28 protein-coding genes and 2 pseudogenes are annotated in these 26,812 nt (G+C 59.2%); 15 read left to right on the top strand and 15 right to left on the bottom strand.

What is annotated here, in order from left to right; genetic code table 11:
- Window position 1: 1 nt before the first annotated feature.
- From AC56QX_RS32860 to AC56QX_RS32840, 5 genes and pseudogenes are all read left to right on the top strand, one after another.
- The gene (locus AC56QX_RS32860) at window positions 2–1,402 is read left to right on the top strand and encodes a hypothetical protein (RefSeq protein WP_497112699.1); all 1,401 of its coding nucleotides are present in this window, start codon (window positions 2–4) and stop codon (window positions 1,400–1,402) included.
- 520 nt (window positions 1,403–1,922) lie between these two features.
- Window positions 1,923–3,278: a sensor histidine kinase gene (locus tag AC56QX_RS32855; protein WP_497112698.1), complete on the top strand. Its 1,356-nt coding sequence runs from the start codon at window positions 1,923–1,925 to the stop codon at window positions 3,276–3,278.
- A 128-nt stretch (window positions 3,279–3,406) separates the two neighbouring features.
- Window positions 3,407–4,537, top strand: a complete 1,131-nt coding sequence (locus AC56QX_RS32850) for a sugar ABC transporter substrate-binding protein (protein ID WP_497112697.1) — start codon at window positions 3,407–3,409, stop codon at window positions 4,535–4,537.
- 582 nt (window positions 4,538–5,119) lie between these two features.
- A complete protein-coding gene (locus tag AC56QX_RS32845; RefSeq protein ID WP_497112696.1) occupies window positions 5,120–5,290 on the top strand; it encodes a hypothetical protein in 171 nt (56 codons plus the stop codon).
- Between the two features lie 470 nt (window positions 5,291–5,760).
- Window positions 5,761–6,158 (top strand): annotated as a pseudogene (locus AC56QX_RS32840) (IS1 family transposase); the annotation flags it as partial.
- Window positions 6,159–6,234: 76 nt separating this feature from the next.
- Here the strand turns inward: AC56QX_RS32840 and AC56QX_RS32835 are convergent.
- The 4 genes from AC56QX_RS32835 to AC56QX_RS32820 form a co-directional block, all read right to left on the bottom strand.
- The gene (locus AC56QX_RS32835) at window positions 6,235–6,366 is read right to left on the bottom strand and encodes a hypothetical protein (RefSeq protein ID WP_497112695.1); all 132 of its coding nucleotides are present in this window, start codon (window positions 6,364–6,366) and stop codon (window positions 6,235–6,237) included.
- Between the two features lie 330 nt (window positions 6,367–6,696).
- Window positions 6,697–7,143: a DUF6894 family protein gene (locus tag AC56QX_RS32830; RefSeq protein WP_497112693.1), complete on the bottom strand. Its 447-nt coding sequence runs from the start codon at window positions 7,141–7,143 to the stop codon at window positions 6,697–6,699.
- Window positions 7,144–7,658: 515 nt separating this feature from the next.
- Window positions 7,659–7,964 (bottom strand): response regulator, encoded by a 306-nt coding sequence (locus AC56QX_RS32825; protein WP_497112692.1) that lies wholly within the window; start codon window positions 7,962–7,964, stop codon window positions 7,659–7,661.
- 23 nt (window positions 7,965–7,987) lie between these two features.
- On the bottom strand, window positions 7,988–8,428 hold the full coding sequence (locus tag AC56QX_RS32820) for a Ros/MucR family transcriptional regulator (RefSeq protein WP_497112690.1): 441 nt from the start codon (window positions 8,426–8,428) through the stop codon (window positions 7,988–7,990).
- 474 nt (window positions 8,429–8,902) lie between these two features.
- Here AC56QX_RS32820 and AC56QX_RS32815 point away from each other — a divergent pair, with 474 nt between their 5' ends.
- Window positions 8,903–9,337: a response regulator gene (locus AC56QX_RS32815; RefSeq protein WP_497112688.1), complete on the top strand. Its 435-nt coding sequence runs from the start codon at window positions 8,903–8,905 to the stop codon at window positions 9,335–9,337.
- Window positions 9,338–9,544: 207 nt separating this feature from the next.
- On the opposite strand, the gene AC56QX_RS32810 is transcribed toward AC56QX_RS32815, so the two are convergent.
- Window positions 9,545–9,745: a DUF1059 domain-containing protein gene (locus tag AC56QX_RS32810; RefSeq protein WP_497118019.1), complete on the bottom strand. Its 201-nt coding sequence runs from the start codon at window positions 9,743–9,745 to the stop codon at window positions 9,545–9,547.
- A gap of 434 nt (window positions 9,746–10,179) precedes the next feature.
- Between AC56QX_RS32810 and AC56QX_RS32805 the strand changes: the two are divergent.
- Window positions 10,180–11,201: pseudogene (locus AC56QX_RS32805) on the top strand (IS110 family RNA-guided transposase).
- Between the two features lie 249 nt (window positions 11,202–11,450).
- Here AC56QX_RS32805 and AC56QX_RS32800 read toward each other — a convergent pair.
- Both AC56QX_RS32800 and AC56QX_RS32795 read right to left on the bottom strand, forming a co-directional pair.
- Window positions 11,451–11,648 (bottom strand): helix-turn-helix domain-containing protein, encoded by a 198-nt coding sequence (locus tag AC56QX_RS32800; RefSeq protein ID WP_497112687.1) that lies wholly within the window; start codon window positions 11,646–11,648, stop codon window positions 11,451–11,453.
- 289 nt (window positions 11,649–11,937) lie between these two features.
- Window positions 11,938–12,174: a helix-turn-helix domain-containing protein gene (locus AC56QX_RS32795; protein WP_497112685.1), complete on the bottom strand. Its 237-nt coding sequence runs from the start codon at window positions 12,172–12,174 to the stop codon at window positions 11,938–11,940.
- 24 nt (window positions 12,175–12,198) lie between these two features.
- Between AC56QX_RS32795 and AC56QX_RS32790 the strand changes: the two genes are divergently transcribed.
- Together AC56QX_RS32790 and AC56QX_RS32785 are read left to right on the top strand one after the other, a co-directional pair.
- Window positions 12,199–12,846 (top strand): helix-turn-helix domain-containing protein, encoded by a 648-nt coding sequence (locus AC56QX_RS32790; protein ID WP_497112684.1) that lies wholly within the window; start codon window positions 12,199–12,201, stop codon window positions 12,844–12,846.
- Window positions 12,847–13,028: 182 nt separating this feature from the next.
- Window positions 13,029–13,856: a PA3715 family protein gene (locus tag AC56QX_RS32785; RefSeq protein ID WP_497112682.1), complete on the top strand. Its 828-nt coding sequence runs from the start codon at window positions 13,029–13,031 to the stop codon at window positions 13,854–13,856.
- A gap of 21 nt (window positions 13,857–13,877) precedes the next feature.
- Here AC56QX_RS32785 and AC56QX_RS32780 read toward each other — a convergent pair whose 3' ends face one another.
- From AC56QX_RS32780 to AC56QX_RS32765, 4 genes are all read right to left on the bottom strand, one after another.
- A complete protein-coding gene (locus tag AC56QX_RS32780) occupies window positions 13,878–15,131 on the bottom strand; it encodes a CapA family protein (protein WP_497112681.1) in 1,254 nt (417 codons plus the stop codon).
- Window positions 15,132–15,207: 76 nt separating this feature from the next.
- Entirely contained in the window at window positions 15,208–16,056 is an 849-nt protein-coding gene (locus tag AC56QX_RS32775) for a transporter substrate-binding domain-containing protein (protein WP_497112680.1), read from the bottom strand.
- A 53-nt stretch (window positions 16,057–16,109) separates the two neighbouring features.
- Window positions 16,110–16,859, bottom strand: a complete 750-nt coding sequence (locus AC56QX_RS32770) for an ABC transporter permease (RefSeq protein ID WP_497112679.1) — start codon at window positions 16,857–16,859, stop codon at window positions 16,110–16,112.
- Window positions 16,860–16,872: 13 nt separating this feature from the next.
- The gene (locus AC56QX_RS32765; protein ID WP_497118017.1) at window positions 16,873–17,532 is read right to left on the bottom strand and encodes an ABC transporter permease; all 660 of its coding nucleotides are present in this window, start codon (window positions 17,530–17,532) and stop codon (window positions 16,873–16,875) included.
- Window positions 17,533–17,804: 272 nt separating this feature from the next.
- On the opposite strand from AC56QX_RS32765, the gene AC56QX_RS32760 reads away from it, so the two are divergent.
- Window positions 17,805–18,722, top strand: a complete 918-nt coding sequence (locus AC56QX_RS32760) for a LysR family transcriptional regulator (RefSeq protein ID WP_497112678.1) — start codon at window positions 17,805–17,807, stop codon at window positions 18,720–18,722.
- A gap of 93 nt (window positions 18,723–18,815) precedes the next feature.
- On the opposite strand, the gene AC56QX_RS32755 is transcribed toward AC56QX_RS32760, so the two are convergent.
- Window positions 18,816–19,283, bottom strand: a complete 468-nt coding sequence (locus AC56QX_RS32755; RefSeq protein ID WP_497112677.1) for a Ros/MucR family transcriptional regulator — start codon at window positions 19,281–19,283, stop codon at window positions 18,816–18,818.
- A gap of 986 nt (window positions 19,284–20,269) precedes the next feature.
- Here AC56QX_RS32755 and AC56QX_RS32750 point away from each other — a divergent pair.
- The gene (locus AC56QX_RS32750; protein ID WP_497112676.1) at window positions 20,270–20,584 is read left to right on the top strand and encodes a hypothetical protein; all 315 of its coding nucleotides are present in this window, start codon (window positions 20,270–20,272) and stop codon (window positions 20,582–20,584) included.
- A gap of 293 nt (window positions 20,585–20,877) precedes the next feature.
- Here the strand turns inward: AC56QX_RS32750 and AC56QX_RS32745 are convergent, their stop codons facing one another.
- Window positions 20,878–22,059, bottom strand: coding sequence for a serine hydrolase domain-containing protein (locus tag AC56QX_RS32745; RefSeq protein WP_497112675.1), 1,182 nt, complete (start codon window positions 22,057–22,059; stop codon window positions 20,878–20,880).
- A complete protein-coding gene (locus AC56QX_RS32740) occupies window positions 22,056–22,436 on the bottom strand; it encodes a chlorophyllide reductase (RefSeq protein ID WP_497112674.1) in 381 nt (126 codons plus the stop codon). Before AC56QX_RS32740 ends, AC56QX_RS32745 begins: the two co-directional genes overlap by 4 nt.
- 105 nt (window positions 22,437–22,541) lie before the next feature.
- Between AC56QX_RS32740 and AC56QX_RS32735 the strand changes: the two genes are divergently transcribed.
- Window positions 22,542–23,120, top strand: coding sequence for a DUF2975 domain-containing protein (locus tag AC56QX_RS32735; protein WP_497112673.1), 579 nt, complete (start codon window positions 22,542–22,544; stop codon window positions 23,118–23,120).
- Window positions 23,121–23,130: 10 nt separating this feature from the next.
- Window positions 23,131–23,361 carry a helix-turn-helix domain-containing protein gene (locus tag AC56QX_RS32730; RefSeq protein ID WP_497112672.1) on the top strand — a complete coding sequence of 77 codons (231 nt, stop codon included), beginning with the start codon at window positions 23,131–23,133 and terminating at the stop codon, window positions 23,359–23,361.
- 200 nt (window positions 23,362–23,561) lie between these two features.
- Here the strand turns inward: AC56QX_RS32730 and AC56QX_RS32725 are convergent, their stop codons facing one another.
- The gene (locus AC56QX_RS32725) at window positions 23,562–24,584 is read right to left on the bottom strand and encodes a LacI family DNA-binding transcriptional regulator (protein ID WP_497112671.1); all 1,023 of its coding nucleotides are present in this window, start codon (window positions 24,582–24,584) and stop codon (window positions 23,562–23,564) included.
- Window positions 24,585–24,763: 179 nt separating this feature from the next.
- Here AC56QX_RS32725 and AC56QX_RS32720 point away from each other — a divergent pair, with 179 nt between their 5' ends.
- Both AC56QX_RS32720 and AC56QX_RS32715 read left to right on the top strand, forming a co-directional pair.
- Entirely contained in the window at window positions 24,764–25,981 is a 1,218-nt protein-coding gene (locus tag AC56QX_RS32720) for a CaiB/BaiF CoA transferase family protein (RefSeq protein ID WP_497112670.1), read from the top strand.
- The gene (locus AC56QX_RS32715) at window positions 25,981–26,811 is read left to right on the top strand and encodes a 3-ketoacyl-ACP reductase (RefSeq protein ID WP_497112669.1); all 831 of its coding nucleotides are present in this window, start codon (window positions 25,981–25,983) and stop codon (window positions 26,809–26,811) included. Before AC56QX_RS32720 ends, AC56QX_RS32715 begins: the two co-directional genes overlap by 1 nt.
- The last annotated feature ends 1 nt before the right edge of the window (window position 26,812 follow it).

Genomic DNA, 26,812 nt, shown 5'->3' with positions numbered 1-26,812 from the left:
GGTGGAAGAGCTGACAGCAGGTGCAGATGCGAAACAGGCAGTCCTGGGGTCGCTGACGGCACTCTACCCCTGGATGAGCCCATATCATTCCCGACCGATACGCGACTATGCGTTTCGCCTGTTCGAGGCGCCAGCTTCCAGGCCTGTGCCAGAAATCCGGTCTCGAGCCTTCACCAAACTACTCGACATCATCAGGAAGGCAGCGGCACGAAACGGGTTATCGACCGATGCTGCTTCGGAAATCTGTAGGGATTTCGAAAGGCGCTGCGTGTTGCAGACAGGCCCTCATTTGCTTCTCCTCATGGAGCCGGAAGCCTTTTACACGCATATCTTCAGCCTCCTTGGCCTCTCGGCGCATGGCTGTTCGACCTACGTTTCCTATGCCGTTTCGACGGTGAACCTTGTTGAAAAGGCACGTAAAGGGCCAGGCTGGCTCACTGTCGACGGGAAGCCGATCAACGTCTTCGGCCTCAGCGGAAGCCGGATGATCGGATACAGCCTGCTAGCCGGGCCGGGGTCCTATAGGCTCGAGTTGTTGCCGACGGAGCCAAGCGCTGAGAGAGAAGCGCTCACGCTGCTTCGTAGCCTTCTGCCGAAGAGGCAATTCGAGCGGCCCGCACACGCCATCAAGGCAGCCAATCTCATCCTTTGGCCAAAAATGTTCGGAGACCGCTTTGCCTTCCTGCAGATCGACGACGAGGATATTGCCGACCTGGTGGCGGACCATCTGTCGGACGCTGATTCCTGGTTACGCGTGAGGCTGCTGGAAGACCCGAAGTTCGCTTCCAATATCCTTGCCGGCCTCGACGCGCTCGCGTCCGGCCCCTGGAGTGGCTGGCTCCCGCGCGGTACTGATTTCTTCTGGTTCTATGAAAATGGCAAACGTCGTCCGCTGCGTCTGGTCGCCGGAGAACTCATCGATCCTGCGACCGGCATGAAGGTGGCGCGCTTCACAGCCTCCGACATCCTCGAGCGGCTGGCAAACCGCAGTCTTGTCCCAAATCTCCTGCTGACGTTTCTGGTTTTGTCGATCCTGCCCGGCGTGCGCGCGCTTGGAGGCAGCTATCAGCCGATCTACTACCCCCTGATGCGCTATGTCGTCTGCCAGGCGCTCGAGGCCGCAGGCGTGGATAAAGATCTTCGGCAGGCTCTCGCAACCGACGACATATCGGGTGCCTGGGGACATCGGGTCATTGAGTGTGATGATGATCCGCTCGAGCTATTCCTAAATGGCAGGAACGGCGCGATGAGTGATCTTATCGACCGTTTGGGCGACATTTCCTTCGCCGAGGCATGTGGAAGCATGAAAGGCTTCGTGACTGACCCGTCGTGGCATGAACTTCACAGCCGACTGCGGCAGGGAATGGTCACGCCGGCCGATGCGGAATGGGCCTTTTCCTGAATGCTTATGCGATCTAGCAGCTGGCATGTGTGCGCCGGAATGCGAATGGCTGCTTTGCACCGCCGCATCTCGGTCGTAGAGCAGACCCGTAAGCGCATCCAAAAGCGGACACTTACCCGAGCAAGCAGTCGAGGCTGCACCTTTTTCGCCGCAAGAAAAGGAAAGTGGAACTTAGCATGTTCAGTCCTTCGGCCAGTCGCGGCTATTGGATCGTACTCGCGGGCGGTCTTGACATCGTTTAGCCCCCTTCAGGGCTTCATGGTTTCAGGCAACGACGAGTGCGCGATAGGGCCCAGTCCCGCCACACGTTTTGACGCAAATCAAAGGCGCGGTAGCGAAACACGTTGTCAACGTGGACGTTTTCTCGGATCACTCACACGCCCAGTTCATCGCTTGCCAAACTTTCGCGGCTGCAATTTGCGCCTACGATCATGCGCGCGGCGATGTCTGATGAAATGAAGTCAAATTAGCTATCGCTACATGATGGCGCGCGCCCTTGAAATCGGGCAGGAATGCCCGGATGCAATTTTCCAACCGCAAGATTGTCCGCCTCACGTTCGCCTCCCTGCTGATAGGGTTTGCGGCGCTTATGGCCATTGTCGCTACCAATTTCTGGCTGGGGCAGCGCGCTCAATCCTATTTCGATAATGCGATCGAGGCGCGCGATACGCGTATCGCGGCCGTCGAGTTGAGAAATGCAATGCAGACGGCCGAGGCGAGTGAGCGCGGCTTTGTCATCACCGGGAACGAGATATATCTGGGTCCTTATCAAACCGCAAAGGCACAGTCACAGCGCCATCTGCAGGTGTTGCAGACATTGCTGACATCCTATGCCAATTTCGAGACGACACTTGAACGGCTGTCCGCAATCATCACCACTAAGTTCGATGAGATGGACCAGACGATCGCTCTCAAACGAGATCGGCGCGACGCCGAGATACTGGCGATATTCCGCACGAACAGGGGCAAGGCTTTGACTGACGAAGCCAACGTGTTCTTTTCGGGCATCATTGGACGAGCGGATGACCGACTGACCTCCGGTGTCGCCGAACAACGCGCCAACAGCGGGTGGCTGCGACTCGTTTCGGCAATCGGCGGGCTTGTCATCGTCGCCGTGGTTGGCGGAGCCGCCTATGGTGCCGCGCGCTACACCAGAGAACTTCGCGATACACGCGACGAGGTCAATGCGCTCAACAGCGAGCTGGAACAACGTGTCGCCACCCGGACCGAAGACCTGGCGAAGGCGCGCGATCGGGCCGAAGTGCTCTTGTCAGAGGTCAATCACAGGGTCGCCAACAGCCTGGCTCTCGTCTCGTCTCTGGTGAATCTGCAGTCGAAGGCTGTCGGAGATCGCGCCTCCAAAGATGCGCTCGCCGAAACCCAGGATCGTATCTTTGCGATCTCGCTCGTGCACAGGCGGCTCTACGGCTCGTCCGACGTTCGCTCGGTCGACCTGGACGCATATCTGACTGGGTTGCTCGACCACCTGAGTACATCGATGCGCAGCCAGGTTCACGGCGTTAGCCTGTCTTACAACGTCGAGCCGATCGACCTCGAAACGGACACCAGCATCAACCTCGGCGTTGTGGTCACTGAACTGGTCACCAACGCTTTCAAGTATGCCTATCCGGATGGTGTTGGAGAAATCCGGGTCCGGCTCAGCAAGCTGGCAGGCGAGCAGGCGGAGTTGGTGGTCGAAGACGACGGTGTTGGAAAGGCGGATGGCGCGCCTGCCAAAGGGACCGGTGTCGGGAGCAGGATCATCAATGCAATGTGCATCAGTCTGGGCGCCAAGATCGACTATCGAAATCTCCAGCCTGGCACCGCCGCTCACCTGGTGTTTTCGACAAAGCCACGGCGCGTCATCGCGGCCTAGTAGACCGCGCTATCACAAGGTGGAACACTGACTGCGACAGGACCACGAGCATTGACATGACAATCGTCACCGCCAGCGGTGGATGTCGAGGGGGCAAACGTGTTTGATCTGAAGAATATTGCCGATCGATGGCCGACCTGGTCAGCGATAGCTTTGCTTTCGATCGCGACAATAGGGGGAGTACTTTCGCCAGAGCCCAGCAGGGCACTCCTGGAATCACGCAGCGGACGGTATTTCCCAGCTTCAATCCGAACGCACCCTCCTGCAACGCGCCGGCTGATCTGACGAGGGTGCTTGCCTACGTGCAGGAGAACGACCGCGACTTCCTGCAAGGGGTCGACCATGGTCTGTCCACGGCAGCAAAGAATCGCGGCTTGGAGTATCGAAGAGTTTTGGCGGAAAACGATGTGGGCAAAGCGATAGCGCAGGTGCAGTCTTTCGTCGCCGCGAAGGTTGGTGCCATGGTTGCCACCTCTTCGGATCCAGTGGCTTTCAGTCCGGCTCTTCAGCAGGCGATCTGGTCGGGAGCGTTTGTCGGCACGATTGTGCCTCCACCGGCAACATTGCTGCTCAATGCTCCGCAATATCGGACCGGCAAGGTGCTGACCGATGCAGCGATCGACCATATCAACACCAAACTGGGCGGAAAAGCCAAGGTCGTTCTGCTGACCCAGGATACGATGGAGTTTCTGGCGCCCCGGTTCGCGGCAATGCGTGATGGCCTGAATGCGATGCCTGGCGTGACGATCGTAGCCGACATCGCCCCCAAGCCAGTTACGAAGGAGGGCGGCGCCACCACCATGAAAACCATCCTGCTGGCCAACCCGGATGTCGACGTCGTGCTCGGCGCGGATGCGGTCGTGCTGGGCGCACTGGAAGCGTTGCGCGCGGCAGGCAAAGACCGACCTGACCAATTTCTCGGCGGAATTGATGGGGAGCCGGAAGCTATCGTTGAAATCAGGAAAGGGAACAGCCCCTACAAGGCGAGCATCTCGTTGTCCTCGCCCGTCTTCGGATATGCCATGGGGCAGTTTGCGGCCGACTGGCTCGAGGGCAAAAGCATCCCGCAGGCTATGGACATCCTTCCTATAGCCCTGACAAGTGCCAACCTCGCGCAATACGAGGCCGATTTGCTGGACCCAGCCTCGGCGTATGCCGATGCGACGCGCCGGGATGCGTACCTGAAGATGTATGGAAACATCTGCTATGACAGCCGCGACCGATATATAAATTTCCCTTGGTCGTCTGAGCAGAAGTAGCCGCATCGTGCGGTGTTTCTCAATGTCCATCGTTCTTGAGCCGTGTCCAAGCATCAATTTCGACATGAAGCCCAACGTCGAAACGCGTTTGCGGTGAATCAAGGCCGCCCCGCGTTGCGAAGACCAGCTTTGCGCCTCAACGCAGCCGTTGAGATCAGACTCGTCCCTTCTGAAAGCAGACCTTCCGGCTTGGGCGGCCTTATGTCCGGCATTGACCCTGAGCGGACCTCCTCACACTAGGCCCATCATTTTCAGGAACAGCATCGCCAAGATGATGAATGCACCCACCATGGCCACTTTTACGGCCACGTTCTCGCCCTTCCTACCCGGATTGGCTGTTAGGCGAAGCGAGAGACCACGACCAAGATCCTTGCGGCTTGGCAGGCGAACCCAGCGAACTCAGCCAGGCAGCCGCGCCATGAAAATGGAAATCTCGCCCGGCGAAATACCCAACGAGGACCGCAAAGTCATCGTGCAGCGGATTGCCCGAGTTATCCGATCAGGCGTTCAGAAATTTCTACCAAATATTCCAAGGCCGGAACCATCACTGTCCTATCGGGTTAAATCTACGCGGAGACTACGATGATTAACAAAGATGAGCAGAGAGCCGTGGAAAAGTCTCTACACCAGCTGATCCTCACGGAGCAAAATCGAATTGCTTTGCGGAGGATATTGAAGCTTGAGGTTGATTACAGCACGCCCTCGGTCGTGTCCTTGTTACTTCACGCGCTGGACAGTGCGGACAACCGCTGAATCGCTTTTGGATTCGCCGTGCACCAAAGAGGTAATGCACGTTGGCTCTCCATTGGTTCACCCCCAGTATGCGCCAGGACTGCCGCGCTGGCGTCCACCTCGGACAGACTCTGGCCCGCCCGTGGTCCCATTCCGGGCGGGATATTTAGCCGTATAAAGCGGTCCCTCATATTAAGCGGTGGTTTCGACGCTGGCAGCCTCCTGGCGCCGAGGATCGTCGCAGCGTGCTCCGACTTTGCTACACCTCATGTCTGCATGTCCCTGCTCACGCCTATCGAAAACGCTCACGATTTAGGTTGTGGCCAGCTTATCGCCCATCCCCGTCCTCAATGGCGTGAAAGCCCGCGCACCTCTGGCGGAGAGAGCGCGGGCCGATCCTCGGCAAGGCAATGGAGGGTACCGCCCCTATCTCGCCCCGCGGTGTCTAGCGCCCGATGGGCGGCCCGCAAGAGCGTGCGCTGGCGAGGCTCGAAATCTGGAGCTTTACGGCAACGAAGCAAAAGAACGTCGCGGCGATGAAAAATGCCGTCGAAGTCGCTGGCGACACATGGACATGGACCGCGCTCGATAGCGACAGCAAACTTATCATTTCCTGGCTGGTTGGCGGTCGCGATGGCGAGTATGCGCTGGCCTTCATGGACGACGTGAAGGATCGTCTTGCCAATCGCGTCCAGCTTGCGACGGATGGCCATCGCGCCTATCTCAACGCGGTCGAGGAAGCCTTTGGCGCCGACATCGTACGCCATGCCTTGTGAAGCAGTACGGGGAGCCAGAAGGCAAGGCAATGCCACAGGAACGCCGCTACAGCCCCGCCGTGTGCACTGGCCCTACTAAGAAGCGGATTGAAGGCTCGCCCGATCTGGCGCACTGCACTCAAAATACCGGATGACTTAGGGGAATGGCTTAGGGCTTGTTCTCTTCCCGTTGGCGCCGCGCAAATTCCTTTATCTGTCCTGGGTCATCTTCTGGGCCTTGGCGGTCTTCTCCACCGCGGCTTCGAATACGGCGTCGGTTTGGTCGATTTTAAAACTACGCGACGCTTCCTCGAATTTTTCGCGTTGGGTCTTTTCTTTCATGGCGTCGCCTCACATTTTCTGTCTCAGCACCTCTTGAGCGCGACAGTGTGGCCACCATGAGCCAATTCTAAAGCGCTACCTGTCAAAGGACTACCACCAGATAATGGAATTTTTGAGCTGGATATGTCCTGTAAAAACCGAGTGGGTAAAGGGATCAGCTGGGGAGCGAGGCTAGCTGAAGCGGGCCCCGTCGCAGGAAAAATGGCCAGCGCTCGGGTTAGTTTGGCGGAAAGCCCCCGCGCTCGCACGGTACCCTCATATTAGAGTTCGCTTAACTAAGACTGACGTCCTGTCATGGGCGCTATCCTGCAGCTAGCGACGGGCTCGCCACTACCCGTGCAAACTCCGTTGTGGCGCTCGCGTGGCCAGCAGTCGATTGACCTCCGATTGGGCGACGGAAAACAAACTGTCAAGTGCCTCCAGGCGTTGTGAGTAGCCGTCTTCGGCGAACTCTTTGCGGAGCGCAGCAACCTGCATCTTGGCGCGGGAAAGCGTTGTCGCCCATCGGTCACCACCGGGCTGATGTTCACCGTCAATAGTTTCAACAATCCATGCTGAGGCGAAGGTCAATGTGGCCCGAAACACGTATCTACCCGTATCGTCGCGCACCTTGACATAGAAGGTCCTAGGGGGGCCGCCGGGTAGTGCCTCCCGTACGATTTCGGGTAACACGTCGACCGCTTGGAAGCTTAAATCCGACAGCGACCCACAGACTACCCCATCTTCGTCTTTGGTTAGCTCGGTACCATCATGAATATCAAAGAAGTAGCGTGCCATTGCGTCACTCCGTGCGGGTGGCGGGAGTCGCATACTCTCTGGCGTCAGTCGCCGTTTGTTTCCTGACGATATCTAGCAATCTTCGGAAACCCTGAAGGTTCCGCACAATTGTCGATTTCGTACAAAACGGCCGAAGCCGGTCATCGTTATCTTTCTTAATTGTGAGGACCAATTCAAAGGTCGCATAATGCCCGTTCCCAGTGCCTACGAGGAAAATTGCGATGGATAGCGTGGCACCGAATGGCAGCGCCCACCCTTGCGTCGAAGTGGTCGAAGCCTGCGGAGAGTGGTTCGTCCGTGTGTTAGAGGACGGGCCAAGAGCTTACCCGCTCATTCGAGCTGGAATCCTACGCTCTGGCCTTCGCGGAAGGTCAGCGGATACGCTTGCACCTCGACAAAGTAGTTCGCCTATAAGCGCTACCCGGCCGTGGCATCGTTTTGATTGATTGGGGGTTGCTCGTTCAGCAGGATTGAGAGAGCAGTAATGACCTGGGCGAGCACAAACGGCTTTTGGATCATGACGCTGTTTGGCACGCCTTCAGCACCCAATGGATAGCGCTATCGCCGCTGACGTAAATCACAGGCATGGTTGAGTTGGCTTGCCGCAAATGCCTGGCTACATCCCAGCCGGATTGGCCAGCCCCTAGGCGGATATCTGTCACAAGGCATCTGAACTTGTCGGGTTCCGCGTCGAAGGCGGCTATTGCTTCGGCTGCATTCGACGCGCCCACCACTTCGAAGCCCGCGTCCTCAAGGCCGGTCTGAACGTCCAGGAGAATAAGATGCTCGTCTTCGACGAGCAGCACAACATTTTGGCTCATTATGTTCCCCGGTGCCCGCTAGGTCACGCTTTCCGTTTGGCCGGCGCCTTCTTACCTGGAGCAGCTTTGCGACCAAGACCGGTGGCCTTAGCCATGGCTGATCTCTGAACGGAATAGCTAGGCGCGACCATTGGGTAGTCGTGTGGCAAACCCCATTTGGCGCGGTATTGATCCGGCGTCATGCCAAGCAAGCCCAAATGCCGTTTCATCGACTTGAGTTTGCGGCCGTCTTCGAGGCTGATGATATAGTCCGGGAAAACGGACTTCTTCGGATTAACAGCAGGGGTCTGTGGCTCGATCACCGGCGCCAGTGGGTCGTTGATCCCAGACAATGAGCGATGAACCGAGGCTATCAGATCTGGCAGGCCTGAAACCGGCATCGCATTGTTGCTCACAAATGCCGACACTACCTCAGCGGTTAGTTCAGCCAAGTCTGCTGCGCGGTCATTGGCATCATCGATCATTTATGATTCTCCTTGGCCTAGTCGGTGCTGTTATCTACCGCAGTCGGCAACGACGCAATATATTAGGACCTGCTAAATCGGGTCAGCCTTTAGCCCATCTGGGACTCATTGTGAATCTCCGCTTGGATTGAGCGTCCATCTCATGCAGTCAAAATTGGGGATTCTATTCGGCCTTTTGCAACGCCTCGGAACTTTTTGACCGGTTGAATCTTCTTGTCGCCGTCAGGCCAAGGAGGCTGTCATGAGGCGACGTGTTGACCGCGAAAAGATTGAAAGAGCGGACCGCGAAAGCAGATTGGTTTTGACGCGGAACGACAGGCGCGCGAGGCGAAGACTGCCCGTTTTAAGGAACTGCGTTTGCAGGTGTCCACTCTACCCGAACTCATGCGAATTAAGCCGTCGAAGCGCCCCAGCTAGCAAGGTGGTTGGTTCGTGAATAGCATGTTTCATATCCACCCGCGTCGAGCTATGCTAATGGCCGCCTTGTCTAACTTCTCGATTGTTGGGGTGTTGGCCATGCCCGAAAATCCGACGATACTCGTTCTAGAGGACGAGATGCTGATAGCGATGGATGTCGAGTCCATCCTCAGTGAGGCTGGGTTCAACGTCGCTGTCACCAGCTCATGTGCTGACGCCGAAAACCTTATCGAAATGCTGAGCCCTGATGCTGTTGTGTTAGATGTGCACTTGAGCGACGGCGAGTGCGTGGACGTTGCAGCGAAGTTGGTGTCGAGATCGATCCCTTTCGTGGTCCACACAGGCACTCACACCCCTACCCAGCACGAGATTTTCAGACATGGTTCGTTGGTCGGAAAACCGGCCACACCGGATGAGTTGGTCGAAGCGGTTAAATCCATCGTGACGCCTAGTCGCAAGGAAAGCGGAACCATTTCAGCGCAAGCTAATTGAGTCGCGTTCTGGGGTGTGTGGGTTTGCGTGTATGGGGTTGAAGTTCGTCGAGCCGTTGATGCCGACACTGGTGGAGAAGCCTCCCGAAGGCGACGGGTGGATTCACGAAGTCAAGTTTGACGGCTACCGGTCGCAGATGATCATCAATGAAGCTGGCACGCGCATCTATACGCGGCGCGGCCTCCCCCCTGGGTCTGAATAAACCTCTCAAGATTTAGGCGCCGCGTCCCACTTAGGCTTCATCTCTTTGCCCCACTTCTCCGGATCCTTGTTGTGCATTTCTTCCATCTTCTTGGCCACGTCCGGGTGCTTGTCCATGACGTGCTTGGTCATTTTCTTGACCATTTCGTCCCATGTATCCGCAGAAAGTTTCTGATCGCACTTACCGCCGAGTTCTTTGCACGTCATCGTCTTCACGGCCAATCTCCGCTGTTAAGTTCCGGACTTGTTGCTGATAGCCAGAACGCGGTTACCGAGACTATGTCCCGAGGGTTCCGCACCCACTGTTCACCTAAAAGGCCCTGTCCGTTCTTACCTAAGGGAAAGCTAATCTGCACGGAACCGAACGCCGTCAGAAAGGTTTCGTGCCGACAATCAACATCAGCGCGTAACCAAACCGCGCCGGCGACCAGTTCGGAATAGCCAAAATTTGCAGCTTTCAGGCGCGTACGGCAGCGACTAGCAAAATCGAGATCGGGCCCTGCGCCTAGTGCTATATGTCGCAGACTGACGGCTCTCCGCTAAGCTCGCTCGTAAAGCTGCTAGTCCGCTGTTGATGCGGTGGACGGCTCTCCTCCCTTCCTGCGGTATGATCGCGGGATTAGAGTTGGAGGAGCGCTATGATGAGCAACGTTACGACAATCGGTCTGGATATTGCGAAGTCCGTGTTTCAAGTCCACGGCGTGGATGCGGCTGGTGAGGTTGCAGTTCGCAGGAAGCTGACGCGTGGGCGTGTGCTGCCGTTCTTTGAGAGTCTGCCGCGTTGCCTGGTCGGAATCGAAGCCTGCAGTTCGTCGCATTATTGGGCGAGAGAACTGACTGCACGTGGCCATGATGTGCGGCTGCTGCCGGCACAGTATGTGAAGCCTTATCTGAAGCGGCAGAAGAATGATGCTGCAGATGCAGAGGCGATCTGCGAGGCCGTGACAAGACCGACGATGCGCTTCGTGCCGGTGAAGTCGCCCGAGCAGCAGAGTGTGATGATGCTGCACCGGGTTCGATTGATGCTCAACCGCCAGCGGACACAGATATCGAACGCGTTGCGGGCGCACCTATCCGAGTTAGGGGTCGTGGCGCCGATCGGGCGTAATGGAATTGAGCAACTTCTCGTGGTCATCAACGACGAGAACGATGCCAGGATACCGGCCGACGCACGGCTTTGCCTGAGGATACTGGAGCACAGCTTCGTGTCGTGAAGGAACAGATCCTCGAAAACGATCGCCGGGTCCGTGCGAGTGCGCGAGAGACCGAACTGGGTCGCAGGTTGATGGAGATTCCGGGCGTTGGCCCGCTGCTGGCGAGTGCGTTCGTTGCGACCGTCGCCGATCCGCACGCGTTCAAGTCGGGGCGATGCCTCTCGGCTTGGATCGGGCTCGTGCCGAAGCAGAACTCTAGCGGCGGCAAGGAGAAGCTCGGCAGCATCTCCAAGGCCGGCAATCGCTACCTGCGACAGTTGCTCGTGGTCGGCGCCATGGCGGTCATCCGCTATGCCGAACGGAACGGGACCAGGCGGCCATGGCTGGTGCAACTGATGGCGCGGCGAACAACCAAGGTCGCGGCGGTTGCGCTGGCTAACAAGACAGCCCGCATGGTCTGGGCATTGATGACCGGCGGCGAGCGCTACAGGGAGCCGGTCATCGCATAGAACGAAACAAGGCGCGGGATCGCCAACGAGGTTGGAAAGGGCGGACAGGAGCTAATGCACAAAGCCGGTTGAAACCGCCGGATCAGGAAAACCCATTGGGGCAAAAGCTCACAAATCCCTTGCCAACGGAGAGCCGTCCATACACGGCCCCTTTTTGGTCGTTCAATGTCGCAATACGCACCTGGCCCAAAGCGGCCGGAACTCAATCTCAGATTTCGACGACCGATCGAAACTGCGTGTTCGATGCCGCTAGGGTTGTTTGCCAAAGCGCACGCCAGCACCGCCGCCGTTCTCCGGGATAAATTCTATGCCGGCAGCTTCGAGTGCTTCACGAATGGCAACGAGGTTGTTGCGATGTGGTGTGCGCGATCCCCGTTCGAAATCCACAACCGTAGCGCGCGAAACACTTGCGGCTTCTGCCAGTTCGGCTTGGCTCCAGCCGAGCATTGCTCTGGCGCCTCGGCATTGCTCCACGGAGATTTGGCTCATTAATGTAAAATCAGTCTTTTTGGTTGACTTTGGAGCGAATGTCAGCGTAAATGACTGACGTTGGACAATTTGCAATCAAGTTGACGGACGGATGGTGCGGCATCTGCCCGGGCTGACCACAACGAAGCTTCAGCGAGCTCGGATCATGGCTGATTCCGACAATACCACGACTTTGCCTGTCGTCACCCGCAGGAGGGTACTTGTGCAATTGCAATTGCGAGAACCTGTCTCTCAGCCAACGGGACATTCAAACCAAAGGATCTAAGAGACGTACACCCTCGCCCTTTTGACCAGCGGACAAGAATTCGACACCTGCTTTTGTGAGAGCCGCCTCGATGGCCTGCAAAGTGCTGACCCGGGAATCGACCTTGCCGTTTTCCAATCGGGCCAGCGCATTCAGCGACACAATTGCCTTGTCCGCAAGCTCCTGCTGCGACCAACCAAGCAAAGCCCGTGCGGCTCGAATCTGTCGTGGACTGACCATGAGTCCACAATCGGCAGGGCGATATTGTTTGCCACCTATAGGGTCATTTTGCACCCTATAAGGTATATTAAATGGCGATTCGATCTGGAGATAACGTCGGTGCGAAGAGCCCGGAGCGTAGGAGACAGACTCTCTGTCCGGCTGATAGAGGAGCATCGAAAGGCCTTGTTGAAACCGCAACGCTCCGTCCTCCTTCGGGCGGGGCCGAAGCCAAAGATAGACAGTGACCCTCATCCCGCCGATCAGCATGTCGGCAGGCAGATTGCGACCGTTCGCGTCCAATCCGACGTATCGCAAGCCCAGCTTGCCCGATCCATCGGCATCAGTTTCCAGCAGCTCCAGAAATACGAGAACGCGCGCAATCGTGTGAGCGCGTCGATGCTTTACGAGATCGCAAATTCGCTCGGCGTTCCTGTCAGCCGCTTCTTCGCAGGCCTGCCGGGAAACGACCAGACGGGCGTCGAGGCGCGGCCGCTGCCGGTCGATGAGCGCCTGGATTTCATCGCCAGCGCGGAAGGCCGGCGTTTTATCGAAGGGTTGATGATCCTGCCGCCGCGCGTGCGCGGCCGCGTCTCGGCGCTGATCGCCGCATTGGGGGAAGAGCTGGCATCATCAGATGCAAACAGCAAGACGGCGGGCGAAGCGGGGCCGGCCGAACGCAAGATCGCTTGACGACTTGTTGCGCGTGTCTCTGCGCCGTTCGTGGCAATCGCGGAATGCGTTCCGCCCCGAAGTCGGTGGATACGTTTTGTCTGTTGGTTTGATGATCACGAGACGCATCACTCGCCGAATGGTCCAAACGCAGCTATGAGCATTGAAGGCCAGATCAAACCCGCCCAGAGACGAAATACCCCATGCGACTGTCCAGCGCTTTCCTGCTTGCGGCTGGCCTCGCCGCCAGCATGTCGGCGGCGCGGGCTGACGAGTGCGGCGATGTCGACACTCTTTTGCGGCAGGCCTATCCTGCCTCCACAAGAAGCGCTGACGGCGCCTCGTTCACGCTCGAACCACACACCAGGATCTCGGTTGGCGCGATTGCGGATGACTCGCCTTTTGGCCTGACCTGCAAGGCATGGCCCGCCCATGATGATCTGCTTCTGGTCGCCGTGCCTCTGATCGACAGTGCGCAGCCCACCGATGACGGGCATTTTGGCGATATCGAAATCCTGGTCGTCAGCCGGAAGGATTTGCGCGTGCGCCAGCGGCTGCTGCAGCCCGGGCTGTTGAACGACGATGCCATCGCCATCCGCAAGATCGAATTCGATACCGCCCGCTACAGGCTATCGCCAGATGTCACCGCCTTCGGCTTGCGCATCGCCGTGGCAAACCAGTCACAGCCAAATCCCTTCAGCGAAACCGACCTCAGGCTTTATGCGCTTGTGTCGGGCATGCTGCGCGTCGTGCTCGACGGCCTCGTCGTCTCGGGATCCGGCGGAGAGGGCGACGCCAATTGCGCGGGCTCCTTTCATTCCAGCGAGGTCAGCTTGTCGATGGGGTCGACAAGCCACCATGGCTATAGTGATATCACCGCCGTCGAGCAGGTCGATACGGACAACCCCGCGCTTGACGCCAACGGCGAATGCCAATCGCATCCGGGAAAGTCCGAAAGCAAAACCTACCGGCTGCGCTACGATGGCAGCCGGTATCCGGTTCCCGAGACGCTCAAGGCCCTGGCGAATTGACCGGTGCTGGCACCGGGCTCATCAGCCGAATTTTCGGGGAAGGGGCGCAGTGATGCGGCCGCAGGTCGAGGAAAGTTCGATTTCGACGCCGAACGCCCGCGAGCGGGTCGCGAATCCCTCAAGGATGTCTCGCGCCACGCTTCCCGTCACGGCAACGGGCACCAGTCTGTCCGTTGCTGATCCGAGGGACTGAGGGTCCCCGCCGATCGCTACGGGCAAGAGATCAATGCCTGCGAGGTTTCCGCCCGCATCATAGCGGCACGCGGCGACGATGCTCTGCCAGACTTCCGGTGGATCCCATTCGGTTTCGTCTGGGTGGACGTGGAAGAGGAAGTTTCCGAGGCCGTAGAAGATCGGCGCGCCATTGTGGATTTCCACGGCCTGAAGCACCGGCGCGCCATGGCTGACGAAGAGGTTGGCGCCGGCGTCGATGCACATCCGGGCAAAGGTCTGCACCCAGCGCGGCACGTCCTGCCAGCCTGGTTCCCAATGATGGTGGTGCAGATAGGCGATGACGAAATCGCCTTGTGCTGCCGCGTGCCGGATAGCGGATAAATGGATGGCCGCACTTTGCTGGTCGACCTCGATCTGCCGGCTGAAATCGGCGGCTTGCGTGAACACGGTGCCGTAGAAATTGATCTCCTTGCCGGCCGCTACCTCCACCGGGTCCTCCGGTTGCGCATAATTGGTCAGCTCAAAGGGGGAGCTTCGCAAATGGGCGCCAAGCTTCGCCAGTCTGCGGAAATGTCCGTCCGGCACCCCCATCTTGCGACCGGTGTTCAGACGATTGACGCCGGGCCGAGCCGGCCGGAAGGCCGTGCGGTCTTCGGCATACATGTTGGTCGGGCCGGGGCCCGCATCCATCGCAAGAAGCGCGACCTCGCGCGCGCCCAGCCGGCGGCGGCCCGGTTTCCTCGCTTCCGTCTCGTTGGCCCCGATGCCGGCATGGAGGAAGCCGCGCGCTTCCACCTCCTCCAGCGTCGAGAGGATGCCGCCAGCGCCGAGATCGAAGGCGTGGTTATTTGCCAGCGCAAGCGCGTTGAAACCGATGGCCTGCAATGCGTCGAGCACTTCAGCCCTGGAATAGCCGAAGTACTTGCCCTTGGTCGGCCACCCGCCGTGCTGGCCGAGGATCGTCGATTCGAAGTTGGTGAAGACGACGTCGCCCTGGCGCAGGAAGTCCGTAACCGCGATGAAGCGTTCGTCTTTGACGTCACGGACGTCGTGCGTGATCAGGGATTGGCCGGTAACGACCGCGCAGAACTGGTCTTTCATGGAGCTCGCCTTGAAGGAGGGGAGGGCGCTGGCGTTCCGGCCAGCGCCACGTCAATGTCGAAGTCGGGTGCCGGGCCTATTGCGAGACGGCCGGTGAGATATCGCTCTTGAACCATTTCAGGCTCAGCGCCTTGATCGTCCCATCCTTGATGGCCGCGTCGATGGCCGCGTTGAACTTGGTGAGCAGCTCGGTATCGTCCTTGCGCATGCCGGCGCCGACGCCCGGCCCCCAGAGGCCGCCCTTCAGTTCAGGGCCGAAAAACACCACATCTGAGCCGGAAGGCGTCTCCAGAAAATCCCGCCAGGTGAAATAGTCGGCGAGACCGCCATCGATGCGACCCGCGGCAAGGTCGAGCTTCATGTTGTCCAGGCTGTCGTAGCTGCGGATGGTCACGACATCGCCCAGGATTTCCTTCACGACGGCTTCCGAATTCGACGAGCGCAGGGCCCCGATCGCCTTGCCGGCGAGTGTCGACCTGAGGCGTTCACTGGTCGCCTTCTCCTTGTCCCCGATCGTCGATAGGTTGACCTTCTCCTTGATGTCGCCGGCGTCGAGACCCAGGTCCTTGCGCACGACGAACTGGTTGAAGCCGGCGGCGTAGGGAACGGAGAACGCGATCTTCTGCTTGCGTTTTTCCGTGATCGCCATGCCAGACATGATCACGTCGAACTTGCCGACAAGCAGTGCCGGGATGATCCCGTCCCAATCCTGCGGGACGAAGGTGCATTTGATCTCGATGCGACGGCACAGCTCCTGTCCGACATCGATATCGTAGCCGTAGAGTTGACCGTTCGCGTCGGTGCTGTCCCAGGGTGGCGAGGCGCCTTCGGAGGCGATCGAAATGACGCGCTCGTTGTCGGCGCTGGCCGGGAATGCCGACATCAAGAATGCGATAGAAACAGCAATAGCCAGGGGTATGCGCATGATGCACCTCTTCGTTGGTTTGGATGGAAAGGGCTGCCGAAAAATTCAGCGGGTCAGGGCAGGGGCGTCGTGATCTCGGGGCCAGGCAAGGGCGGCCGCAGTCGGGCTTTGCGTCGATGCACACGACTGCCGTCGGTCGACAGTCGCCGTTCCAGCAACTGGATCGCTTTCACGGCGATCGAGGTGAGCGACAGGTAAATCGCTCCGGCGACGATGAAGATCTCGTAAGGAGCGAAAGTGGTCGACACCATCTGCCTCGCCATGCCGGTGATCTCGAGCAGCGTCACGGTGCTGGCCAGGGACGAACCCTTGATCATCCCGACGATCTCGTTGCCGTAGGCCGGAAGCGAAATCCTGAAGGCGATCGGGAAGGTGACCAGGCGAGCGATCTGGAAGCGTTTCAAGCCGAGAGACGCGGCCGCCTCGGTGACACCCTTGGGCACGGACTGGAGACCGCGGCACAGGATCTCGGTGGTGTGTGCCGCGCTGTTTAGCGAAAATGTCAGGAGGGCGCACCAAAAGGGATCCCGCAGGACGACCCAGAAGATGCTGGCTCGCACCGCCTCGATCTGACCGAGGCCGTAGTAGAGCAGGAAGAGCTGAACGAGCATCGGCGTGCCGCGTATGACATAGGTGTATGCCAAGACCGCGAGCGAGAGGCCGGGACGTCCGAACGCGCGGACGAAGGCCAGCGGCACGGACAGCAGAAATCCGGCCGTCAGCGACAAGACCGTCAGGGTCAATGTGAGACCAACGCCCGAAGGCAGGACAACCACTGCGTCGAACATCAAGCCGAGGTTCATGGGTCGCGCCCTCCTACCGGCCGAGTGCCGGATAGCGCCGCTCGGCCAGCCGGACCGACAGCAGCGTGACGGTGGTCAGCGAGAGATAGAGAGCGGAGGCCGCAAGGTAGAAGGTCAACGGTGCGCGCAAGGATCCGGCCCCCACATACGCAACGCGCATGATGTCGGTCAGGCCGACGATCGAAACCAGCGCGGTGTCCTTGAAGAGCGAAATCCAGAGATTGCCATAGGCAGGCAGCGCCAGCCGCAGCATCTGCGGTCCGATGACGAACACCCAGCGCTGCCAGGCATTCAGCCCAAGCGACTTTGCCGCTTCCGTCTGACCCGTTGGCACTCCCGCAATCGCGCCACGAAACACCTCGGTCGCATAGCCGCTGAAGACGACCGACAGCGCGATAACCCCTGCGGTGAATGCGTTCACCTCCACGTACCGGCCGGCGATCTTGCTGGCGAGGGTCGTTCCGCCGAAGTAGATGAGCAGGATAATGAGAAGTTCTGGCACACCCCGGACCACCGTCGTGTAGGCCGTCACGACACTGTTGAGGCGCGGTTGTGCCGTGCCCTTCGAAATCGCCAGGAACAATCCAAATGCCGTACCCAGGCAGCCGCTGACAAGGGCAAGGCCTATGGTCACGGTGAGGGCGACAACAAACTGAGTAGCAAAACCACCCATGGGGCGCATTCCTCCACTCGCAAAATCGCAATATACGGCGGCCTTTGTCACTCAGACCAAGCCGTATAACCCAAGGTTGCGAATTGTTATATTTGTAATTTGGAGTTAATTGGAGATATTTCCTAACTCTAACGCCTGAAATTACACACTCAATCTATAATTTTTATTATTTTATCTATAAAGCGCCGTTATATACTGAGGCGGTTCGTTGCTCCCGGGGGTTGGCGTTATCCGCTGCCCTGGTGGCGTTATCAGGGAAAGGAGCGCAGGCAATGGAGTTGCTGCAGAGCGACCTGAAGCTCCGTCAGCTGAAGGTCTTCCGGGAAGTTTTGCGGGCCGGTTCGACAAGGCGAGCAGCGGCAGCACTCGGGATAAGCCAGCCGGCCGTCAGTCAACATGTCAAGCAACTCGAGACCACGCTCGGCATCACACTCTTCAAGAGATCAGCCAACCGCATCGTCCCCCTGCAGGAAGCCTGGGAGCTCCTGCGGAACGTGGAACTCGCCCTGACGTCCCTGGATCGGCTGGAAGCGTCGATCTTCGCGATGAAGAATGAGGAAAAGCAGAGGATTGCAATTGCCGCCCCCTCTGTCTTCGGTTTCGTGACCTTGCCCAAGGTCGTCGCGATTATCCACTCAAAGACCGCTTCGAACGTCCGGTCACTTTCGGGAAGCTATGACCAGATCGGCGAGCACATCCTGGCTGGACGCGCGGATCTCGGAATCTCGAGATTGCCGCTCGACCCAGGCCTGTTTGAGTGGGCGCCGCTTGGGTCGGCGCGCAATGTGTGCATCTTTCATCGCGACCACCGCTTTGCAAAGCAGACCTGTGTCGAGGCTCAAGACCTGGCAGGCGAAACGATTGTCGATATCGATCCCCAGTTCGCCGCCCACCAGATGAACTTCAATGCCTTGCGCTTCGCCGGCGTCGAGCCGGACATACTGGTGGAATTCGATTGCAACGGTCACGAAGCCGGATACGTTTCCGCTGGCCTCGGCATTTCGATAACCAACGAGATCATTGCGCGTGAATACGCGGCGTTCCAGTTGGGAATAAAGCCAGTGGAACCTTCCGCGCTCTATCACTACGTTGCGATTTGGCAGAAGGGCAGGACCTTTTCCAACGCATTGAATGTATCGCTCGAGGCGATCATCGCTGCGTTTTCAAATATGCCGTCTGTGAGGGGCTGATCTCCGAGGGAGCGTGTCCTCGGCCGCCGCTGCCCACCAGTGCCCGCGCCTCCTGCAACGGACGCGGGCCGTTCGAGCACAATAGCCTCGATGTCAGGTCGTCTTGATGCCGATCTTGCGGCGCTTCGCCGGCGCTGCGGGCTCAGGCGCTACGGCCTTGCGTCCCAGGCCGCTCGCCTTCGCCAGTGTCGATCGCGCCGCTGCATAGTTGGGTGCGACCATCGGATAGTCGGAGGGCAGGCCCCATTTCGCACGGTACGCATCCGGTGACAGATCGTAGTGAGTCCCTATGTGCCGTTTGAGCGATTTGAACTTCTTGCCGTCTTCCAGGCAGATGATGAAATCGGGCGTCACCGATTTCTTGATCGGAACAGCGGGTGTGGGCTTCTCTTCGGCCTTGGGCGGAGCTGCTCCGCGGAGTTTCCTGATCGCGTCATAGGTGTCGGCAATCACGCGCGCTAGTTCCGTGACTGGAACAGGATTGTTGCTGACATAGGCGGACACGATGTCCGTGGTCATCTCCAGCAACTCCGCGTCGGAGTTGCTAATATCTTCAGGCATGTGGCCAACCTTTCATCTGCTCTTCAGTTGCCGTGACCCCGACCTACGTCAGTAGCCTCGCTATAGAAAGTGCATCGGTTTCACAAGAGTGCGCGGTGCCGCCGAAACGGCGGCAACGCAGCTTGGCGTCAGATGACGGTACGGTATGAACGCCGCTGGGAGGTCAAAATCATCTAAGGAGGTTTTTCAACGCAGTTCCCCAAGGAGGTCTTGTTTTTAAGGCCCTATTCGATGACGACGCTGGATAAGGCATGCCGCCATGTCGATTTATGTCGTCCAACATCGAGTCTATCTCTGCGCTCAGGCGATGGATTGGCCTCGCTACAGCCGCAGCGCATATTCGGCGCAGCAGGCGAAGGCGGAGACAGGGAAGGTCGGCACCTGGGTAGGAGCCTTCCAGGCGCCTTGGAGTGGCGCACACAACATAGCGAAAGCGCTCCCGCATCGAAGTCCTTTGGAACCATCAAACGTCCTTTGGTCGCACAAAGTGGCTATGCATGCGAACCGCGGCGGTATTGCTCTCAAATCGGCTCGTGCGATGAGGCACGCCGGTATCTCGAGAACTGTTCTTGGGGCGGCAAACTCGGCCGCGACAAAGACGGGGTTCCTTGCGAGGGGCTCTGCTAACGATGAGCAACAGGCGCCTGTTGCTATCGCCACGGCTCCTTTACCCGCATAAGCTGTTGCGGTAACGAAGGCGCCGGTCGGACCTCACGACAATTTTCAGGTCGCACAACTCCAGCGGCAAGAGAAAATCAATGCCCCTTGTTTTGACTTCTGGAGTTCATGCGGGGGTAAAGGTTGCGCCTCGATGGCCATCAACCAGGGTCATAGTCGACGAGGCTGCTTTTGCCAGCCTACAGCTCGTCCATCTGAGGCTGCCACCAAACGTTCGACTGATCCTAACGCGCGGCCACGAACCATGCGGTTCGCATCTCAGCCTTCATCGAACTCTTAGCCGTTGCGCTGGAAGGAAGCTGTTCAGATTGTTGTTTCCCAACCGCCACAATGAAATCGACGAGATCTTCGGGGCCAATGGTCATGACCTGGATGGCACCCACATTGACATCTCAATCGAGGTGGATGGCCGAAGGCTGTCGTTCTTGCCCGTCAGCGTGTTTACTCCGCTTCGGTGGCAGGCACGGCGCGTGAAAAGATACCGCCTGCTACTCGAGCATGTGCGCGGTGCCCTGAGCATTTACGGGTTCCAGATTCATCAAAATCCGACCGAAAGCCTTCAAGTACACTGCGATTTTGTTCGCCTGGATCCCAACCCCGTGGCGGCCTTTGCCCGACAATGACTGGCGATATAAGCCCTGGATCGCCTTTAACTGAGGGATGTCATTCGGCAGCAGGCATTGCTGCGTCCCGCTGCTGGCCGAAAGTTCATGCGGAAGCCGGCGCCAGCCGTTCCCCCGTCACGTTCGGGCCTTCAGGGAACCAATCCTCCAAGCGTCTCCGGTTTCGGCGGCTCCGCATCATATCCCCGCCCTGGGCGCGTAGGGTCCGGTTCCAGAGCCAAGCCGGGGACTAGGCTTACCCGTACCCGGCCCGATTGGGCGATAGCGCGCGAGCAACGCAGCTAGGGAGCGCTTCACCTGGGCGACGTGAGAGCCTTCAAGAGCATCTTGGCAGTAGGGACAGCCGAACTATCACCAGTGAGAGCAACCGCGACTATTGCGTTTTCAGCAGCCGAAAAGGCGACGATCGCATTGGCGCCGGGCGTTCCGCCGGCGTGCCCAATCCAAAGGATGGAGCGGGCATCATCGGTCACGTCGAAGACCATGACGCCGAGTCCGTAGTAAGTACCTGGATCGAACATGGGGTAGAGCGTCTCGGTCATCTCGCGCAGCGCATGCTCTGGTAAAAGGCGTCCGCCGAGCAAGGCCGCCCAAAAGCGGGTCATGTCGGCGGCGTTGCTGACGATGGGACCCGCAGCCCCGGCCCAGCTTGGGTCTATTGGCTTTTCAATGGCTGTCACCAGCGGGGCGACGCCCACGGCGCCTCCACCTGGAGCAAGCGCGCGCATCGAGGTGAGCCCAAGCGGCGTGATGATCCGCGCGGTGATCGCTGCATCGATCGAACGGTGATCGACCTTGCGGACAATCTCGCCGAGCACGTCATAACCGGTGTTCGAATACCGCCAAATCTCCCCTGGGCAGAACATGGCACCATGCCTGCGCGTTGGATCGGCATGCGCTCTACTATCCTCATTCGCGCTAAAGAGGCCGCTGGTGTGGGCAAGCAAGTCACGGACGGTCGCGACATCGCCGTTGGGGACGCCCCGAGCCCACCGTGAAACGGGGTCGTCAAGCGACAACTTCCCCTCCTGGGCGAGTTGTAGGACTACAACCGCCGTGAAGGTCTTTCCGGCGCTAGCCCAGAACAGCAGTGGCGCGTCAGCCGGAGCAGTCGTCTCTTGCCATAGTCCCTTTCCGGGTATGGCAACCGCTGCCGTAATCGCCGATGCGGCGGTAAATTTCTGAGCACGCTTGTAGGCGCTGTCGAGGCGGTGACTGGTCTCCGCCGGCAGCATTCTAATTGGAACAGGGGCGGTCGTTGTGACGCCGAAGGGGGCATGCAGCGGCGAGCCGACGTAGGGGGCACGGGCAGCACAGTGGACTGGTCGGTAATCCGCCGCATGGGCGGGTATGCCGATCGCGGCGAGGCTCGCCAGTCCGAAAACGGCATGGATCAATCGGCGCAACAGGCGCGCGGCTTCGATTCGATAGAAACGGCGGCCGGGAAACGTGGTCAGATCGATGGAAAGGCTCATTGGCGCTTGCATCCCCCACGATTGAGCATGTCCCTGACGATCAAGGGTGTTGCGGGGGTTTCTGCCCTATCTTGACCTGCTGCAGCGGCCTTGAGCGCCTGACCGGCGTTCGCGGCATTCAGGCTCAACGATGTCCGGCAGCTCGCGCTGCCCATGCTGGCAACTGCGCTGGCGGCCTCGCCGACGCCGGCAAGGTAGGCGGTGAGAACTTGCTGCGCCGCCCGGTCGGAAGGAGCCTTGTCCAGCATCCGCATCACCTGAGCGACCGAAATCTGGCCACGGGAGGTGGATGGCGTGGCCATTGATGGGGATGCAGCCGGAAGGGCAGCGGCGAAGATGATAAGGGTGATAGCCAGTTTGGCCGGGCGATGAGACATGTGAGGGACTCCGTGTTGACTATGAAACTGTCTAATGAAAAGAAATTATTGTCAAACAATAATTTTTGTGTAGTTTGGCTTAACCGAGTGAGGAACAGCCCAGCCATGGTTCAATCGCAAACGATGATCCACATGACGGTCGAGCGAGCGCGCGAAAGGCGTATGGATCGCATTCGACGCCTAAGCCTAATGATGGCGACGATCTGCCTCCTCACATCCGGGCTGCTCGCGGTGACAATGTTTTTCTATTGGGCCATTACGCCGGCACGCACTCTGTTCGGCCAGGCTGGAATCCCAGATGTTCCAGCGATGGAGATCGATTTTTCTGCTCGGGCACTGGCGTTCGGAATTTCCATGGTTCCGCTCGGGACTTTGATCTACGGACTCCTGAGCGCCCGTCGTTGCTTCGACGCCTTCGCCGCGGGTCAAATCTTCTGCAGCGAACCGATCAGACGGCTCAAGGCGTTTTCAATCGCCGTGGCGGCTTCAGCCCTCTTGAAGCCGTTCGCCGGTGCAGCGCTCTCCGTCCTACTGAGTTTTAATTCGGCGGGAGCGAGGACCCTCGCGCTGAATATCGGATCCGATACGCCCATTGCCCTGATTTTCGCAGGAATGGTCGCGGTCATGGCTTGGGTGATGACCGAGGCGCTGGACATCGTCGACGAAAACAAACAGTTCGTCTGAAGGACACTGCATGCCGATCCGGGTGCGCTTGGGCGTGATGCTCGCTGAACGTAATGTGAAGTCCAAAGACCTGGCTGAATTTGTCGGGATCACCGAAGCCAATCTATCTCTTCTCAAGCAAGGGAAGGTGAAAGGCGTGCGGTTCGAGACAATCGAGCGAATTTGTGAGTTTCTAAACTGTCAGCCGGGCGATCTTCTTATATATGAGGAGGGTCCATCGACGGAAGTTGATATCGAGTAGAACAATGATATCTCTTGAGGTGCTCTGAATGCATAGATATCCAACTATGGCACTGCCTTCTTGCGATCGAATTGTCTGGTTGTTCCTCGCAAGGAGACGGCTGATGGCGGATGAGCAGACTGCGTCCAGCTTCGAACGACCCATAAAGCGAGGAGGAGGCCAGACCCTTGCCGGGCCGGCGATAAACGCCCTGGATCGCCTCAGAGCCGATTGACGGCCGTGCTCTCTCGCACAACCAGCCTGATTGCCAGTTCGCGTTGCCTCAGGTGAAGTCGTTGCGACGGCGAGGCGAGGATGTATTCGGCAGCAATGCGCCCCATGTCGCGCGCAGGCACCTCCAGCGTCGTCAGTTCGGGTGAGGTCAGTTCCGCAATCTCCAGATTGTCGAACCCAACGATCGAAACCTCTCCCGGCACCGCGATGCCTGCTCCGTGACAGTATTTGATTGCGCCGGCGGCGAGGATATCGCTGCCGCAAAAAACGGCGGTTGGTCGCCTCCTGTCCTCCATCACGCGTTTCATCCCGGTCTTGCCGTCGTCCAGCCTGTAGGCGCCCTCCACAACAGGCACCGAGGCGAGATCAATGCCCGAACGTTCGAGCTCGTTCAGGAAGCCGTCGCGGCGCCCGGCGGCGCGATCATTGTCCTGGGTGATACCGGCGATCATGCCGAGCCTGGTGTGGCCGAGATCGAGCAGGTAGCGCGCCGCGGTGCGCCCCGCCTTCTCGTTGTCGAAGCCCACGGCCGCGCCAGCTTCGGTGGCCCTCGACGTGTAAGTGTAGACATAGCCGATGCGCTTCTGCTCGAGCATGGCCAGCGTTTCGGGTCGGTGCGTCGAGCCAACGAGGACAATGGATTCAGCGCCTCGTTCGACCAGCAGGCGGGCTTGCTCGTATTCGAGGTCGATGTCGTAGGTCGAGGTGTTGATGATGAGGGAGACGTTCTTTTCGGCAAGCCGCGCCTGGAGCCCGTCAACCATCGTGGCATAGATGGCGTGGTCCAATGTCGGGATGATGGCGCCGACCAGCCTTGTCCGGGTCGACCTTAGGGCCCTGGCAGAGCCATTCGGCACATAGCCGAGATCGCGCGCTGCCCGGACCACGCGCTCCCGCACGGTGTCGTTGACGGTGGGATTGCCGTTGAGGACGCGCGAGACGGTGGCTGGCGAACAGTTCGCCAGCCGCGCCACGTCGATCAGTTTTGCACCACCATCCTCGGTATCCATCGAGCCTCGAATCCGCCGGTTTCGAGAAACCGTTTTCTAGATGACACACTTCTTTTCTCAACGCCACAATCATCTTTCTTTCACGAAAGGCCAATTTCAGGGCTTGACAGCCTCCAGAAAACTTAAGAAAACGATTTCACAAAACGCGCAGCCCATAGCGCGAGACCAAGGGGAGAGAGATGCTCAACGGCATAAAAGTCGTCAGCTTCTGCCATTTTCTGCAGGGGCCCGCAGGGGCTCAATACCTCGCGGACATGGGCGCGGATGTCATCAAGGTCGAGCCGATTGACGGCGCCCATGAGCGCCGTTGGTCGGGCGCGGACGTCTATGTCGAAGGTGTCAGCGGCTTTTATCTCTGCGCCAACCGCAACAAGCGCTCCATCGGCATCGACCTCAAGAGCGCCGAAGGCAAGCAGGTCGCCCGCCGCCTCATCGCCGGCGCCGACGTGGTGATGGAGAATTTCCGGCCCGGCGTATTCGCCAAGCTCGGCTTTGACGATGAAGCGCTCCGGGACATCAATCCCAATCTGATTTTCGCCTCGGCGAGCGGCTTTGGCGCGACAGGCCCGATGGCACTGAAGCCCGGCCAGGATCTTCTCGCCCAGGCGCGCTCCGGCCTGATGAGCGTTACCGGAACCCCGCAGCGCGGCCCCACGCCGGTGGGGGCTGCAATCGTCGACCAGCATGGCGGTGCATTGCTTGCAATGGGCATTCTGGGTGCGCTGGTGCGCCGCCTGCGCGACGGCAAAGGTACGCGCGTCGAGGCAAGCCTGATCAACTCGGCGATCGACCTGCAGGGCGAGGCGCTGGTCAATTACTTCGCCGGCGGCATGACCCGCGAGGTGCTCAACCGCGAGGCGAATCTGGCGACGTGGTTCCATGCCGCGCCCTACGGCGTCTACCCTGCCACGGATGGCCACGTGGTGGTGTCTCTGTGCGATTCTTCCGTGCTGGCCGAAGCGCTCGACAGTGACGGTCTGCGCGAGGCGGTTGATGTCGACCGCTACGTCGAACGCGACGATTATGCACGCCGGCTGGCCCATGCGACGGCGCGGTTCGCGGTGGCCGAACTCGCCGAGCGTTTTGATCGCCATGGCATCTGGTGGGCGCCCGTAAACTATTACGACGATCTGCTGGCCGATCCGCAACTCAGCCATGCGCAGGTGTTCCGGCAGGTCAGCGTGCGTGGCCGCACGATCCATCTGGTCAATCACCCCAACCGCTACGACGGCGAGGTGCCTGCGCTGAGATACCTCGCCTTGGAGATCGGCGAGCACACGCGCGAGATCCTGGACGAGCTTGGCTATGGCGATGGCGAGGTCCAGCGCCTGCTGGCGTCGAAGGCCGTGGTCGCTTCCCGGGAAAAGGATGATGCCGTGGCAAGGAAGGCGTCGTGATGCTGGACCAGACTTCCCCAACTGAAATCGGCATTGCTATGCCCGAGCAGGCAGCTTCCATCAACCGCGGACTTGCGCTCGTGACCGGCGGCCGTCGCGGCATAGGCCGGGCGATCTGTCTTGAACTCGCGCAAGCCGGTTTCGACGTTGCCGTCGTCGACATCGTCGATGACGCAAACGCAAGCGAGACCGTCGATCTCGTGCGCAAGCATGGGCGAAATGCCGCTTTCTACCACAAGGACATTTCCGAAACGGCCGACAATTCGGCACTCGTCCACCGCATCGAAGCAGATCTGGGAGAGCTGACCTGCCTCGTCAACAATGCCGGTGTGCAAGTGTCCGTGCGCGGCGATCTTCTCGATGTCACCGAGGAGAGCTTTGATCGTCTGATCGGCGTCAATTTGCGTGGCACATTTTTCTTCACCCAGGCGGTGGCCCGCGCCATGCTTGCCCGGCCGCAGACCCCGGTCGAGCGCTGCGTCGTCACGATCACGTCGGCGAATGCCGGTCTCGTCTCGCCGGAAAAGGGGCCGTACTGCATATCCAAGGCCGGACTGTCCATGGCCTCGCAGCAGTTTGCCATTCGTCTGGCGGATGCGGGCATCCGGGTCCACGAGATTCGCCCCGGCCTGATCCAGACCGACATGACCGCCGACGTCTATGAGAAATACTCGGCACAGGTCGAGGCCGGGCAGCTCTCGGCGATCAGGCGATGGGGCCAGCCCGAAGATATCGCCCGCGGCGTGGCGACACTGGCCATCGGTGGCATGCCATTCAGCACCGGTGACATCTACCACATCGGCGGCGGCATGCAGGTGCACCGTCTGTGAG

Source organism: Mesorhizobium sp. RCAM 06353 (assembly GCF_059683585.1).
The sequence above is the reverse complement of the archived record's forward strand: the minus strand, read 5'-3'. Positions and strand labels throughout refer to the sequence as shown.